Raw genomic sequence first — 14,661 nt, 5'->3', positions numbered from 1 at the left:
CAGAATGGAAACAGGCTTCTCCCCACCGCAGCCGCTTTTCTGCGTACGGGAAAACCGACAAGAATAGCGGAGACTGCTTGTTATAAACAAAATATTCAGACTATAACTATCGCAGTTGACCGCCAGATAGCAACATGTTAATCTTCTACTAACACTTTAGTTTGCTACCATATTAGCAGAGTAAAGCGAATGGATGCGGAGGGACATGCGATGACAAAGCCGTTGGGATTTGAAAAGCCTTTGGGCATGCGGGACATACTGCCGGAATCACTGGCCAAGCAACGGCATTTGGAGCGCGAGCTGCGTGATTGCATCGAGCGTTGGGGGTACAGAGAGATCATGACCCCGTCACTGGAATACTACGATACGGTAGGAGCAGCCAGTGTCACACTTACTGACAGAATGTTTCGGCTGTTGGATAAACAGGGGCATACCGTCGTGCTTCGCCCCGACATGACATCGCCCATAGCGCGGGTAGTTTCTTCCTTGTACAAAGACGTTCCACTGCCGATTCGGCTGTTTTACCAGACCAATGTATTCCGCGCCCAGGAAAAAGAAGCGGGGCGCAATGCAGAGTTTTTCCAGACAGGAATCGAACTGATCGGCGATGCTTCCGTTGACGCAGACGCCGAGGCGATTGCACTGGCCGTCTTTTGCTTGCAAGCGGCAGGTGTCGAAACGTTTCGGATCGCAATTGGCCATGTTGACTTTGTGGAAGGCTTGCTGGAGGAGACGGTGGCAGACGAGGAAGACCGGTCCCAATTCCGTCGCTTTCTGTACGAGCGCGATTTCGTCGGATTTCGTCAATTGGCTGACCGGCTTGAGCTTTCAGCCCCGGAAAAAAAACGGCTGCATGCGCTTTTGCGCCTGCGCGGGGGCAAAGGGAAGATTGAGGAGGCGCGCCAGCTGACGGTGAACGGAAAAGCCCGCAAAGCCGTGGAGACGGTTTCCTCCCTTTGGGCGGCTCTGGAGGCATACGGAGTAACAGAGGCGCTCCTGCTTGATTTTAACCTGATCAGCAACATGGATTACTACACCGGTGTCGTTTTTGAAGGATATGCGGCCGACCTGGGCTCGCCGCTGTTGGGAGGCGGCAGGTACGATCGGCTGCTTGAACAGTTCGGCCGCCCTGCGCCGGCTACGGGCTTCGCCATCAAGGTGGATCGGCTGCTTCAGGTGACGCCTGCGCTGACATCGGCGGAAAGACAGGGCGTGCTTCTGCTTTACACGGATGAATATCGGGCACAGGCTTTCGCGGAAGCTCAGCGGATGCGAGGGGAAGGGCAGATCGTAGTGACCCGATGGGTAAAGGACCGAGCGGAAGCATTTGCGTGGGAAGAGCAGGTCCAGGAAAGCGTTATCTGTCTGACGGGACAGGAGGAATGAGAGATGAGTCTGACTGACAATGAACGAAAATTAACGATTGCCATGCCGAAGGGCAGAATTTTTGAAGAAGCCGTAGCCTTTTTGCAGCAGGCGGGCATGCAGGTGACGGCAGAATTGCAGGACTCGCGAAAACTGATTATCCCTGTAAAGAACACCAGCCTTGAGTTCATCCTGGCGAAACCGACCGACGTACCTACCTATGTGGAGTACGGCGTGGCAGACGTCGGCGTAGTGGGCAAGGACGTCCTGCTGGAAGAGGAGCGCGACGTCTACGAGCTGTTGAATTTGCAGATCGGATACTGCCGGATGGTGGTCGCGGGGCTGGCGGACTGGGCTCCCGTAGAAGCGCCCCGGGTAGCCACCAAGTACCCGCGGATCGCATCGCGGTATTTCCGCGAGCAGGGACAGCAGGTGGAAGTGATCAAGCTGAACGGTTCTGTCGAGCTTGCCCCCTTGATCGGCCTGGCCGACCGGATCGTCGATATCGTCTCCACCGGTCGGACCTTGAAGGAAAACGGGCTGGTCGAGCTGGAGCATATATGCGAGATTACGACGCGGTTGATCGCCAATCGGGCGAGCTACCGGATGAAGAGTGAAGCTGTTGACGACATTGCCCAAAAATTTCTGGAAGCGATCCCCCGGTAAGGGGCGGGGCTGGGAAAGGGAGAGGGAAGCAAAATGATACGAATCATACAAGCCGCGGAGTATGATGCCAGGCGTTCCGTCGAAGCCGGGACCCAGCAGCAGCGGCAGGCAGTCCAGGCTATATTGGCGGAGGTCCGGCAAAAGGGCGACGAAGCTGTCCGTGCTTATACAGAGCGGTTTGACAAGGTGCGTTTGGAGCAGTTTCGCGTCAGTGGGGCGGAATACCGGGAGGCGGAGGAGCTGGTCTCCTCTGAAGTGAAAGCGGCACTGGAAGAAGCGGCGGAAAACATTCGCGATTACCACCAGCGACAGGTTCGCCAATCGTGGTTTGCCGCGCGGGAAAGCGGTACGCTCCTGGGTCAAATCGTACGGCCGTTAAAGCGCGTCGGGCTCTATGTCCCGGGCGGTACAGCCGCCTATCCTTCCAGTGTGCTGATGAATGCCGTCCCGGCCAAAATTGCCGGAGTGCCCGAAGTCGTCATCACCACCCCTCCGGGCGCGGATGGAAAAATCAATCCGGCGATTCTCGTAGCGGCGCGCATCGCCGGTGTCACCGAGATGTACAAGGCGGGCGGGGCACAGGCGATTGCCGCCCTCACTTACGGGACGGAGCAAATCAAGCAGGTCGACAAGATTGTCGGCCCGGGCAACATCTTTGTGGCGCTCGCCAAGCGGGAAGTGTTCGGCCTCGTCAGCATTGACATGGTTGCAGGGCCGAGCGAGATTGTGGTGCTGGCAGACGAGACGGCCAATCCTCGCTATGTTGCGGCTGACCTGCTGTCGCAGGCGGAGCATGATCCGATGTCAGCAGCTGTGCTGGTTACTTCGTCGCAGTCATTGGCCGAGGCCACGGCACTCGAATTGGAGCGGCAGTTGGCCGATCTGCCCCGCCGTTCCATCGCAGAAGCGGCGCTGCGGGATTTTGGCGCGATTTTGCTCGTACAGGACCTGGATGAAGGCTTTGCAGTCGTCAACCGATTGGCCCCCGAGCATTTGGAAATTATGGTGGAAAACCCGTTTGACCAGCTGGGCAAGGTGGAAAACGCCGGGGCAATCTTTCTCGGGCCCTACTCGTCGGAGCCGGTTGGGGATTATTTCGCGGGCACCAACCACGTCATCCCGACCAATGGAACGGCCCGCTTTTCCTCGCCGTTGTCTGTGGATGACTTTATTAAAAAATCGAGCGTCGTTTCCTACAGCAAACAAGATTTGCGGGAAAACGGCCGCAAAATCGTCGAGCTGGCCGAGCAGGAGGGCTTGCATGCCCACGGACGCGCCATTTTGGAGCGGCTTTACGATTTTGCCAAAGAAGACCGGGAGAGTGAACAATCATGAACGAGACCAGCAAGCGAAGCGCGCAGATCGCGCGGACGACCAACGAAACCGATATCGCCCTGGCATTTGCCGTCGACGGGACCGGAGAGAGCAAACAGGATTCCGGCGTGCCGTTTCTCGACCACATGCTGGACTTGTTTACCCGGCACGGCCATTTTGACCTTACCGTCAAGGCAAAGGGAGACATCGAGATCGACTACCACCATACCGTCGAAGATATCGGCATTTGCCTCGGGCGGGCACTGCGGGAAGCGCTCGGCGACAAGCAGGGGATCAAAAGATACGGCAACGCCTTTGTGCCGATGGACGACGCCTTGGCGCAGGTCGTCATAGACATCAGCAACCGGCCCCATCTGGAGTGCCGGGCTGCGTACCCGTCTCCCGTCGTGGGGCAGTTTCCGACAGAGCTTGTGCATGAATTTCTCTGGAAGTTTGCCCTGGAAGCGAGGCTCAATCTGCACGTCATCCTTCATTACGGCCACAACACCCATCACATGATCGAGGCGATTTTCAAAGCGTTGGCGCGTGCGCTGGATGAAGCGACGAGTATTGACCCGCGGGTAAAAGGGGTCCCGTCTACAAAAGGGGTTTTGTAACATGATCGGAATCATCGACTACGGCATGGGCAATCTGTACAGCTTGGGAAAGGCGCTGGAAAGGCTCGGTCACGGCTGCGAATTCGTCTCCGGGCCGGAGCGGCTGGAAGACTTTTCGGGGGTGATCCTCCCTGGTGTCGGAGCCTTCGGGGATGCGATCAAAAACATTCGCGAGCGGGGACTTGCAGCAGGCATTCGCTCGTACGCGGCATCGGGGCGTCCCATCCTGGGAATTTGCCTCGGCATGCAGCTTTTGTTTGAACAAAGCACAGAACACGGAGTCACCGCAGGACTGGGACTGATTGGCGGAGAAGCTGTCCGGTTTGAAGGGGCGTACAAGGTGCCGCACATGGGCTGGAACCAGCTTCGTGTACGAACGGAGCATCCGCTCCTTGACGGCGTGAAAAGCGGTGATTACGTCTATTTTGTCCATTCCTACCATGTGCGGGTGAGCGATCAGAGGGTTCTGCTCGCAACGACGGAGTACCATCAGCAGGTGACGGCGATCGTCGGGCTGGATCAGGTATACGGCATGCAATTCCACCCGGAGAAGAGCGGCGAGACGGGGATGAGACTGCTGGCCAATTTTGCTGAACTGTGTAAGGGGGAAAAGGCATGAGCACGAGTTTTACCATTTATCCGGCTATCGATATTCGCGGCGGCAAATGCGTCCGCCTGTTTCAGGGTGACTACTCGCAGGAGACCGTCTATGCCGACTCGCCCCTGGAAATGGCCAGGGAGTGGGCCGCCCAAGGCGCCGCCTGGATTCACCTGGTCGATCTCGACGGAGCCAAGGAAGGGCAGCCCGTCAATGGAGAACTGATCAAAACGATCGCCCGATCTGTAAGTGTCCCCGTGCAGGTGGGCGGAGGGATTCGCAGCGAAGAACAGATTGTCGACTATTTGGATGCGGGAGTCTCCCGCGTCATTCTCGGGACAGCGGCGATCGAAGACGAACCGTTTACGGAGAGGATTCTCCGCCGCCACAAAGAGAAAATCGCCATCGGGCTCGACTGCCGGGGAGGGATGGTGGCGACGCGCGGCTGGCTCACGACGACCGACGTGAGCGGGACAGAGCTGGCAAGCCGGCTCGCCCAATACGGTGCGGAGACTTTTATTTACACGGATATCGCCCGCGATGGCACCCTGACAGGTCCTAATGTAGAGGAGATTTCCGCGCTTGCCCGCGCGACCGGAAAAATGGTGATCGCCTCGGGCGGGGTGAGCGAGCTTGACGATTTGGCTGCCCTGCGCCGTTATGCCGATGAAGGCGTCGGCGGGGCTATCGTCGGAAAGGCGCTGTATACGAAAGCCTTTACGCTGACCGAGGCTGTATCTCGGCTAAGGGAGTGTGAATAGCATGCTGGCCAAGCGAATCATTCCCTGCCTCGACGTAAAGGACGGCCGGGTGGTAAAAGGTGTTCAGTTTCTGGGGCTGCGTGACGCCGGCGATCCGGTGGAGCTGGCCAGGAAGTACAGCGAGGAAGGGGCAGACGAGCTCGTTTTCCTGGACATCTCGGCCTCCCACGAAGGGCGCAAGACGATGGTGGACGTGATCGAACAGACGGCCGCCAACATCACGATACCCTTCACGGTCGGCGGGGGGATCAACAGCGTGGATGACATGAGACGCATTTTGCGGGCGGGAGCCGACAAAATTTCGTTGAATACAGCAGCGGTGCTGCGGCCGCAGCTGATCCGCGAGGGTGCCCGGGTCTTTGGCTCTCAGTGCGTGGTCGTCGCCATCGATGCGCGGCAGGTCAGGGCAAGCAAGTGGGAAGTGTATACCCATGGTGGACGAAATGCCACGGGCAGAGATTTGATTGAGTGGGCACAGGAAGCGGAGGCTCTGGGAGCGGGGGAGATTCTTTTGACCAGCATGGATGCTGACGGTGAAAAGAAAGGCTTTGGCCTCGAGTTGACCCGGCTTGTGTCCGAAGCGGTGGGGATTCCCGTCATTGCCTCCGGAGGCGCCGGAAGTCGGGAGCACTTTTGGGAGGTGCTGACCGATGGAAAGGCTGACGCCGCTCTGGCCGCTTCCATTTTCCACTATGAGGAAACCTCGATCCAGGCAGTAAAAGAGTATTTGCTCGCGAAAGGAGTCGACATACGGCCATGACAACGACAGTGAACATAGAAGCGCTCCGTTTTGACGAAAACGGCCTGATTCCCGCCATCGTGCAGGACGCCGTGAGCAAGGAAGTACTGACGCTCGCCTATATGAACAAGGAGTCCCTGGCAAAGTCGCTGGAAACCGCAGAGACGTGGTTTTGGAGCCGTTCCCGTCAGGAGCTGTGGCACAAAGGAGCGACCTCCGGCAACACGCAGCGGATTGTTTCGATGAAATACGATTGCGATGGAGACACCCTTGTCGTGCAAGTCGTTCCCCAAGGGCCTGCTTGCCATACCGGGGCGTACAGTTGTTTTCGCGGAGCAATCGCCGGATCAGGGGATTCCCTCAAAGTGAACGCGGCCGTACCCGACCGCTTTGCGATCTTAAGCGAGCTGGAGGGGTTGATCGCCTCGCGCGAAGCGGAACGCCCGGAAGGCGCCTACACCGCCTATCTGTTTGAAAAAGGCGTCGACAAGATTCTGAAAAAGGTGGGCGAGGAAGCGGCGGAAGTGATCATCGCGGCGAAGAACCGCAGCCACGACGAACTCCGCTACGAAGCGGCTGACCTTTTGTATCACCTGCTTGTCTTGCTGCGGGAACAAAAGCTGCCGCTCGACGGCGTGCTGGCCGAGCTGCAAAAGCGGCGGTAACGGCGGCAGGGAGCGTAAAATAGAGAGTTCCTTCCGCCATTCGCTCCTCGAGAACGACTCGCGTGCTTTGTCGATTTTTACGCCGATCAGATTAACAGCATCGATTGATCGGGCGCGATTCGCTACAATTCGAAAGTGAATCGCATGGCGGTCATTCCCCATCCACATCCCCTTTTGCTTTGGCTCAATCCGCTATAGAGGTTGGAGTGGAAGCCGGGACAGCTAGAGCATAACCGGGCGGCTTACAGCCGCTTTTTTCTTTTGGATGAATGAGGCGCTCACTATTCTCTGGCAGGAGCATCCGCTATAATATAGAGGGAAAATTCCGAATCATGAAAAGAGATGTACATTTCTTGGAGAAAGGCGGGATAAGAGATGATCAAAGGAACGCGAATCGAACTGCGTGCGGTGACAAGGGAGGATCTCGCCCGGGAATTCAAATGGCGAAATGACGAGGAGTTTGCCAAACTGGCGGCAGGCTCTGGCGCAGCGCAATAACAACAACATCCTGGAGGACCAGAGGCGAGAGCGCTGCGCCGTCGGTTTTATGAAACATAGGAAGCCCCTGTCCAGGCAGGGGTTTTCGGGTCTTATCCACCTGGACAAGCGTGCGGCAAACGAACAAGAGGGAGGAAAACCTGTGTGGAATCGCTGCTTCTGGGCGGCTGTGCTGTTTCTGTTCCTATCCCTGTCCGTGTATCCCGAGTCGGCGCGGGCCGGTGACAGGGTACTGCGCGTCGCTTTCGACAAGGAGCTTCCTCCTTTTGCATACGTGGACGAAAACGGCAAGGCCAGCGGATTCAACATTGATCTGATGAAAGCCATTGCCGAAGAGAACGGCTACGAGCTGGAGTACGTGCCGCTGGAATGGGAGGACGCCCTGGCCTGCCTGAAGGACGGAAGGGTGGATCTGCTCCTCGGAATCAAGTATACGAGTCGGTACGACCTGGTTTTTGACTTTAGCGAATCGTTTTTTACCATGTCTGAGGTGCTTTTGGTACCCAGGCAGGACAGCGAAATTTTTACCCTGAATCAATTGCGGGAGAAAGTCGTCGCCGTGCAGCGGGGCAATGTTGGCATGGAGTTGCTGGAAAGTGTCCGAAGAGTCAAAATGCTTGTGTCCTTCAACCAGCGGGATGCGCTGGATAATTTGATGAGGGGGCGAGCCGACGCCTTTATCGGAAATCGCTGGACCGCGGAGTATCTGCTGAAGGAGGCGGACAAACAAGACGACTACGTGATGCGGTCAGGACTGATCAATCCGACAGATTACGCCTTTGCCGTCCGGGAAGGCAATTACGAGCTGCTGGATACGATCAACGAAGGCTTGAACAAGCTCTACCGGGACGGCACTTATACCCGGCTGTACAGCCACTATTTCGAACCGTACTCGCCGCATGTCACGGGCTGGTATCGCAAGGTAGTGATTGGTTTGTTGGTCGTCATGGCGCTCGCGACGATTACCTTGGTCACCATCTTTTTCTGGAACTACCGGCTGAAAGCGGAGGTGAAGCGCCAGACTGCCGCCCTTGCCGACGTGATGGCGTTCCAAAGACAGGTGCTGGACAACACGGAAAGCGCGATTCTCTCACTGGACGTCTTCGGTCACATTACGCTCGTCAACCAGGTGACACGGCGCCTGCTGATGACAGACGATCATGCGCTTGGATTGCATGTCAGTGTTCTGCTCCCGCAGCTGCCTTTGGAGGAAGCGCTGCAAGCGGACAAGCCTTCCTTTTATGAAGGGGAATTTCAGCTGGAGCGGTGCTCCGGACGTATTTTTCATTACTACATGGCCCCCTTTGGCAACGCAGTCTCCGAGCATGTCGGATGGATTGTCAGCTTGCAGGACCGGACCGAGCAAAAGCGTTTGCAGGCGAGGCTGATTTCACAAGAAAAAATGCATGCGCTCGGCCAATTGGCGGCGGGAATGGCGCACGAGCTGCGCAATCCGTTGACCGCGATCAAAACCTTTATCGAGCTGCTGCCGAAAAAGCTGGATGACCAGCGCTTTCGCTCCGAGCTGCTGCAATACGTTCCGGAGGAAATGGAACGAATGAACCGGATTCTGGAGGACCTGCTGGACTACTCCCGCTCCAAGCCGTTGGAAATACAGGAGACTGACCTCGGCGCGCTGGCAGAATCCGTCCTGGGCCTTTTTGCAAAGAGGGCCCTGAACGAGCAAGTGGACGTACAGATCGAAGTGCCTGAGGGAATCATAGTGTGTCTAGACCGCAGGAGAGTGAAGCAGGTGCTGATCAATCTCATCATGAATGCGCTTGAAGCCATGTCGACAAGTCCAGTCAAGCGTCTGTGTATCAGAGCTCGGGAAAGCCCGGAAGGTGTGGAGCTGACATTCAGCGATACAGGGGAAGGAATGAGCGAGGAACAGCTGCCCCATTTGTTTGAACCCTTTTTTACAACCAAGACGCAGGGCATTGGTCTGGGACTGTATGTCAGCGATAAAATCATGCGGGAACACGGTGGGCGTATCGAAGTCAGCTGTACAAAAGAAGAGGGGACGACGTTTTCCCTGTTTTTTCAGTAGGACAAAGAAGGAGGGCAGCCATGCCACGCTTGCTGATTGTAGACGACGAACCGGCGATCTGTACTTCTCTGTCGTTTGCGCTGGAGGATGATTTTGATGTATTTACAGCAAAGGATGAGGAGACGGCGCTTGTCCTCATCGAGCAGGAGGAGATCGACTGTGTCCTGCTCGATCTCAACCTCGGATCAACGAGTGGACTGGAACTGCTGCCGAGGGCCAAAAAGCTGCGTCCCGAGCTGACTGTGATCATGATGACAGCCTTCGGAACGATTGAATCGTCCGTTGCGGCCATGAAAGCGGGGGCCTATCACTACTTGACCAAGCCGCTTCATTTGGACGAGGTGAAGCTGCTGGTCAACAAAGCGCTGGAATTTCAAAAGCTGCACAAGCGGGTCGAGGTTTTGAGCGCGGCAGTCAAACAGCAGCAGTCCTACGCCGGAATGATCGGGAAGAGCCAGCAGATGCAGAGGATATACCAATTGATTGAAAAGGTCAAGGACATCCCCTCGAACATCTTGATCACTGGAGAAAGCGGAACCGGCAAAGAGCTGGTAGCCAGAGCCATTCACTATCAGGGGATTCGCGGCCAAGCGGCGTTTTCCGTAATCAACTGCGCGGCGATTCCCGAGACATTGCTGGAGAGCGAATTGTTCGGGTATGAAAAAGGAGCGTTTACCGGAGCCCTGCAGCAAAAGACGGGTTTGTTCGAGCGTTCCCACGGCGGCACAGTCTTTCTCGATGAGATCGGCGAGATGCCGCTTTCCCTGCAAGCCAAGCTGCTGCGGGTGATTCAGGAGCGAACGGTGACCCCGCTGGGCAGCTATCAGACCAAAGAGGTCGATATCCGTATCATTGCCGCGACCAATCGAAACCTGGAAGCGGAAGTCGCCAAAGGCACTTTCCGGGAGGATTTGTACTACCGGCTCAATGTCATTCCGATCCGCATTCCCTCCTTGCGGGAGCGTCAGGAGGATGTGCCTTTGCTCATTGACCACTTTCTCGATTTTTACGCCGCCAACATGGGCAGGGAAACAAAGGAGTGCAGCCCCGATGTGAAAAAAAGGCTATTTGCCTATTCGTACCCGGGCAACGTCAGGGAGCTGGCCAATATCGTCGAGTATGCCGTAGCACTCTCGGCGGGAGAAGTCATTTCCGCGGAAGACTTGCCCGCCTCGGTCGCCAGCCAGCAGCAGGCAGGCAAGCGCCATTTCCACCAAAGTCAGGAGGGAGTACTCGTGCCGGCGAATATTACGCTGGAGGAGGCCGAGCGGCTGGTAATCCTGCATGCCCTGGAAAAAAACGGTGGGCATCGCAAAAAGACAGCTGATCAATTGGGGATCAGCGAGCGGGGACTGCGTCAAAAACTAAAGCAGTATTTCGAATCGTGAATTGAATACGCGCTGGCTCTGCAACCGGAAAAAAATTCCGCCCCGTTCGGATATTTTTTCCGGTTTTTCTCTTTTCTCTCCGAGGAAGAGAGGAAAAACGGGTCATTTCTCGTCTGAACATGAAGTGGCACGGGTTTTGCTATAATTTTTGTAAACGGTTTCAAAAAAGAAAAGGGGGAGTCGCATTGTTGAAGAAAATGCTCGCCATTTTGTCGTCCACTTTGCTGGTATTGACTGTAGCTGCCTGCGGAGGCCCGTCGTCGCCGGCTGCCGGGACAGGCGGAGAAGCTTCGGGAGGTGGCGGGGGAGCCGAGCAGAAGTTCCAGACGATTGCCACCGGAGGAAGCTCGGGACCTTACTACACCATCGGCGGCGCCATGTCCAAAATCTACAAGGAAAAGCTCGGCTACAATGCGTCCGTCCAATCCACCGGCGCTTCTGTGGAAAATATCAATCTGCTGAAGACGAAAAAAGCCGATCTCGCCTTTGTCATGTCAGACGTCACCTCTTTTGCTTACGAAGGGCAAGAAAACTTCAAGGATAGCGGCGCGATCAAGGAGTTGAGGGCGATGGCAGGCCTGTACCTGAACTACGTGCAAGTGGTCACCTTGAAAGACCGCAATATCAAATCGATTACAGACCTGAAAGGAAAGCGCGTTGGCGTAGGGGCACCCAACTCCGGCGTCGAAGTAAACGCCCGCATGGTGCTGGCTGGTCACGGTATTACCTACAACGACATCAAGGCCGACTATTTGTCTTATGCGGAAGCGATTGAGCAATTGAAAAACAACGCGATTGACGCGGCTTTCGTGACTTCGGGACTGCCGAATTCAACCGTGATCGACCTGATGACGACCAAAGACGTCGAAATTGTTCCGATCAAAAAAGAGGACGTTGATAAAATGGCGGAAAAGTTCCCGTTTTTCGTCTCCACCGAGATTCCGGCAGGTCTCTATAAAAACGATCAGCCGATCCAAACAGCCGCGATTCGCAACATCATGCTCGTTCGGAGCGATTTCTCCGACGAACAGGTGTACAAGCTGACCAAAACGTTCTTTGAAAATATCGATGCGTTAAAAGAGGCGCACAGTGCCGCCAAGGACATCGACGTCAAGGAAGCGGGCAAAAACCTTGTCGTGCCGCTCCATCCGGGTGCAGAAAAATACTACAAGGAAGCAGGCGCTCTTAACTAGTCGATCCAAACGCATGTATAGAAGAAAAGGGAGAGGACACCGTGAAGAAATGGATATTCAGGCTGCTTATCCTCCTTGTGGGCCTCGCGGTTCTGGGGCCCCAGCCCTTTTTACTGTTGAACGATTTTCACCAGCATAAAACAATCGGTGCAGTACCTCTCGGAATGACCGATCGCTTTGAGATCGAGTGGCTCCATTCTGTCGAGCTTACTCCTTGGAGGGAGACGTATAGTGTGCATTGGCTTCGCGGAATGGAGTTGGCAGAGACTTCTTTTCGCTCCTTTGGAGCAGGAGTTCCGGCAGAGCTTGAGGATGCGGAAGTAACTGTTCAGGATGGCTGGATCAAGGTATCCGGCCTGCATGATAGGCGGGAATCTATTCTCTATTTGGTTACGCGAGACGATTACTTGTTGCGAGTCAGCGGCCGACAGTGGAAATTATCCGATGTATTGCCACTTGGTACGTCGTTGGAGCTTTCCGTCAGGTGGTTTCCCTGGTGGTACCGGTTTGTACACAAGCTTGAAACGAAAGGGAGTGACGGATAGATGAGTGCTTCGAACCGGATGCTTTCAGATGAAGAAGTGCGCCAAAATGAAACCAAGGCGCAGACTGTATTGCAAGAATACGACAAAGAAGCCAGGTTTCGCGTCTTTGACAAAAAGTGGATAGGTCTGCTCGTTTCCGCAATTGCCATTTGCTTTGCCCTCTATCATCTTTATGCGGCCTATGCGATACCGTTTGTAACGCTGAAGCACCGTTCGCTCCACGTGGCGGTCGTCCTTTGCCTGATCTACCTGCTGTATCCGGGATGGAAGCAGGAATCGCGCAAGAAGCTGTCTCTATCGGATGCGGCGCTGGCACTGGCGTCACTGGGGACGGCCGGCTATATATTCATTCATTATCTCGATATTGTCAATCGCGGCGGTATCCCTTCGAGGCTGGATGTTGCCTTTGCGACGATCACCTGTTTGCTCGTATTGGAGGCTTCTCGCCGTGTGGCGGGATGGGAGCTTACGGCGATGGCCGGCATTTTTGTCGCGTATGCGTACCTTGGCCCGTATTTGCCGGGAGATTTTGCCCACCGGGGCTATACGTTCGGCGACATCTTCAATTATATGTACGTCACCACTGAGGGTATTTTTGGCGATGCGACTGCGGTTTCCGCCTCCTTTATTATTTTATTCATCATTTTCGGGGCCTTTTTGTCAAAGTCGGGGATGGGGACGCTGTTTAACGATTTGTCGCTGGCTTTGGCAGGCAGCAGCAAGGGCGGGCCGGCCAAGGTTGGAGTAATCGCCAGCGCGGTACACGGCTCGATTAACGGTTCGGCAGTAGCCAGCGTTGTCACTACCGGGTCGTTTACAATTCCGATGATGAAACGGGTCGGCTACAGGCCGGATTTTGCCGCGGGTGTGGAGGCTACCGCTGCCGTCGGCGGGCAAATCCTCCCCCCGATTATGGGGGCGGCTGCTTTTATCATGGCAGAGACGCTGGGCGTCCCGTACGTTACGATTGCCATCGCCGCTTTAATACCGGCAATCATGTACTATTTCGGGTTGCTGGTACAGGTGCATCTCAGGGCTGAACGCGATAATTTGCAAGGGTTGACGAAGGAAGAGCTCCCGAAAATAAAGGACGTTTTAAAAGAACGGGGACACCTGCTGCTGCCTCTGATTTTGCTGGTCGTTTTGCTGATGATGGGCTACACGCCGACTCTTGTCGCTGTGGCTACCATTATAGCTACCATCGTGATTGCGGCTTTACGTCCTTCCAACCGAATGGGCTTTCGCGATGTTTTGCAAGCGCTGGAAGCAGGCGTGAGGGACACGCTTGGCGTAGCGGCAGCTTGTGCAGCTGTCGGAATAACAGTTGGTGTCTTCAGCCTGACCGGATTAGGCTTGAAGCTGGCCAATATCATCTTGATGATGGGATCGGGCAGCCTGTTTATGACGCTGCTGTTTACGATGATCGCTTCCATTATTCTCGGACTTGGGCTGCCGTCCATTCCCTGCTATATCATTACCGCTACGATGGCGGCACCGGCCCTTTCGACATTTGGCGTCGATCCTCTGGCAGCTCATCTGTTTGTCTTCTACTTTGGAGCGATAGCCAACCTGACGCCTCCTATTGCCTTGGCAGCTTTTGCCGGAGCTGGCATCGCCGGTTCCGATCCGCAGCGGACCGGGTGGATTTCATGCAAGCTGGCGCTGGCAGGTTTCGTTGTTCCGTTTATTTTCATTTACAAACCAGGCTTGCTGATTCTTGAATCAGGGGTCGCCGATATCGCAATTGCAACCATTGCGACATTGCTGGCGGTTCTAGCGCTGGCTGCAGCTACGGAAGGGTTTCTGTTTGCCAAATTGAATTGGCTGCTTCGGCTGGCTTTGATAGTCGCCGGAATCCTGCTGATTTTCCCCGAGGCTGTTCTGATCGGAAGCGGACTTGTCATTATAGTTGCGGTCTGTGCGTTTCAATATATGAAGAAAAGAAGCGTTATAACGACAATAGGAGTATAGAAATGGTAGCGGATAAAGAGAGGGCGAGAGAGTTCCTCTCTTTTTGCTTGGCCGATTGAGACATATCGATTATTCTGGTTTACGGTTAGATAAAAAAAGTTTTAAAATAACCCTTGATTTCATTTGCTAGATGTGATAGATTATTTTTTGTCGCCAATAAGCGACACGATCTACGAGAGAAGGTCGATGGAATCTATAAAAAAGATCTTGACTCGATAGATTGAAAGTGTTATACTGAAAAAGTTCGACACGAAATGCTCTTTGAAAACTGAACAGCGAAGCGTTTAACAA

Annotated in this window: 14 protein-coding genes; all 14 read left to right on the top strand. The window is 55.0% G+C overall.

All coding sequences use genetic code 11. The features are described from left to right. The first annotated feature begins 210 nt into the window (after positions 1-210). The 14 genes from Q3F21_RS26155 to Q3F21_RS26090 all read left to right on the top strand — a co-directional run bounded on the left by Q3F21_RS26155 (position 211) and on the right by Q3F21_RS26090 (position 14,370). Positions 211-1,386, top strand: a complete 1,176-nt coding sequence (locus Q3F21_RS26155) for an ATP phosphoribosyltransferase regulatory subunit (protein ID WP_340259396.1) — start codon at positions 211-213, stop codon at positions 1,384-1,386. A 3-nt stretch (positions 1,387-1,389) separates the two neighbouring features. Next, positions 1,390-2,031 carry an ATP phosphoribosyltransferase gene (hisG, locus tag Q3F21_RS26150; protein WP_340259394.1) on the top strand — a complete coding sequence of 214 codons (642 nt, stop codon included), beginning with the start codon at positions 1,390-1,392 and terminating at the stop codon, positions 2,029-2,031. A gap of 33 nt (positions 2,032-2,064) precedes the next feature. After that, positions 2,065-3,366: a histidinol dehydrogenase gene (hisD, locus tag Q3F21_RS26145; protein ID WP_425341306.1), complete on the top strand. Its 1,302-nt coding sequence runs from the start codon at positions 2,065-2,067 to the stop codon at positions 3,364-3,366. Then, positions 3,363-3,962 (top strand): imidazoleglycerol-phosphate dehydratase HisB, encoded by a 600-nt coding sequence (gene hisB / locus Q3F21_RS26140; RefSeq protein WP_340259392.1) that lies wholly within the window; start codon positions 3,363-3,365, stop codon positions 3,960-3,962. The genes hisD and hisB overlap by 4 nt, the downstream gene beginning before the upstream one ends. A 1-nt stretch (position 3,963) precedes the next feature. Continuing rightward, on the top strand, positions 3,964-4,581 hold the full coding sequence (gene hisH, locus Q3F21_RS26135; protein ID WP_340259390.1) for an imidazole glycerol phosphate synthase subunit HisH: 618 nt from the start codon (positions 3,964-3,966) through the stop codon (positions 4,579-4,581). Further along, positions 4,578-5,321, top strand: a complete 744-nt coding sequence (gene hisA, locus Q3F21_RS26130) for a 1-(5-phosphoribosyl)-5-[(5-phosphoribosylamino)methylideneamino]imidazole-4-carboxamide isomerase (RefSeq protein WP_340259388.1) — start codon at positions 4,578-4,580, stop codon at positions 5,319-5,321. The genes hisH and hisA overlap by 4 nt, the downstream gene beginning before the upstream one ends. 1 nt (position 5,322) lies before the next feature. Beyond that, positions 5,323-6,081 (top strand): imidazole glycerol phosphate synthase subunit HisF, encoded by a 759-nt coding sequence (gene hisF, locus Q3F21_RS26125; RefSeq protein WP_340259386.1) that lies wholly within the window; start codon positions 5,323-5,325, stop codon positions 6,079-6,081. Continuing rightward, entirely contained in the window at positions 6,078-6,725 is a 648-nt protein-coding gene (gene hisIE, locus Q3F21_RS26120; RefSeq protein ID WP_340259384.1) for a bifunctional phosphoribosyl-AMP cyclohydrolase/phosphoribosyl-ATP diphosphatase HisIE, read from the top strand. Before hisF ends, hisIE begins: the two co-directional genes overlap by 4 nt. Positions 6,726-7,100: 375 nt before the next feature. Next, positions 7,101-7,223 (top strand): hypothetical protein, encoded by a 123-nt coding sequence (locus Q3F21_RS26115; RefSeq protein ID WP_340259381.1) that lies wholly within the window; start codon positions 7,101-7,103, stop codon positions 7,221-7,223. A 142-nt stretch (positions 7,224-7,365) separates the two neighbouring features. Beyond that, positions 7,366-9,273 carry a transporter substrate-binding domain-containing protein gene (locus Q3F21_RS26110; protein ID WP_340259379.1) on the top strand — a complete coding sequence of 636 codons (1,908 nt, stop codon included), beginning with the start codon at positions 7,366-7,368 and terminating at the stop codon, positions 9,271-9,273. A 20-nt stretch (positions 9,274-9,293) separates the two neighbouring features. Then, the gene (locus Q3F21_RS26105) at positions 9,294-10,661 is read left to right on the top strand and encodes a sigma-54-dependent transcriptional regulator (RefSeq protein WP_340259377.1); all 1,368 of its coding nucleotides are present in this window, start codon (positions 9,294-9,296) and stop codon (positions 10,659-10,661) included. A gap of 185 nt (positions 10,662-10,846) precedes the next feature. Then, positions 10,847-11,854 carry a TAXI family TRAP transporter solute-binding subunit gene (locus Q3F21_RS26100; RefSeq protein ID WP_340259375.1) on the top strand — a complete coding sequence of 336 codons (1,008 nt, stop codon included), beginning with the start codon at positions 10,847-10,849 and terminating at the stop codon, positions 11,852-11,854. A 41-nt stretch (positions 11,855-11,895) separates the two neighbouring features. Then, positions 11,896-12,399, top strand: a complete 504-nt coding sequence (locus tag Q3F21_RS26095) for a DUF1850 domain-containing protein (RefSeq protein ID WP_340259373.1) — start codon at positions 11,896-11,898, stop codon at positions 12,397-12,399. Continuing rightward, complete coding sequence (locus Q3F21_RS26090) at positions 12,400-14,370, top strand: TRAP transporter fused permease subunit (protein ID WP_340259371.1); 1,971 nt, start codon at positions 12,400-12,402, stop codon at positions 14,368-14,370. Positions 14,371-14,661 lie beyond the last annotated feature (291 nt).

Origin of the sequence: Brevibacillus borstelensis, from assembly GCF_037834415.1 — a bacterium.
GTDB lineage: Bacteria > Bacillota > Bacilli > Brevibacillales > Brevibacillaceae > Brevibacillus > Brevibacillus borstelensis_A.
The sequence above is the reverse complement of the archived record's forward strand: the minus strand, read 5'-3'. Positions and strand labels throughout refer to the sequence as shown.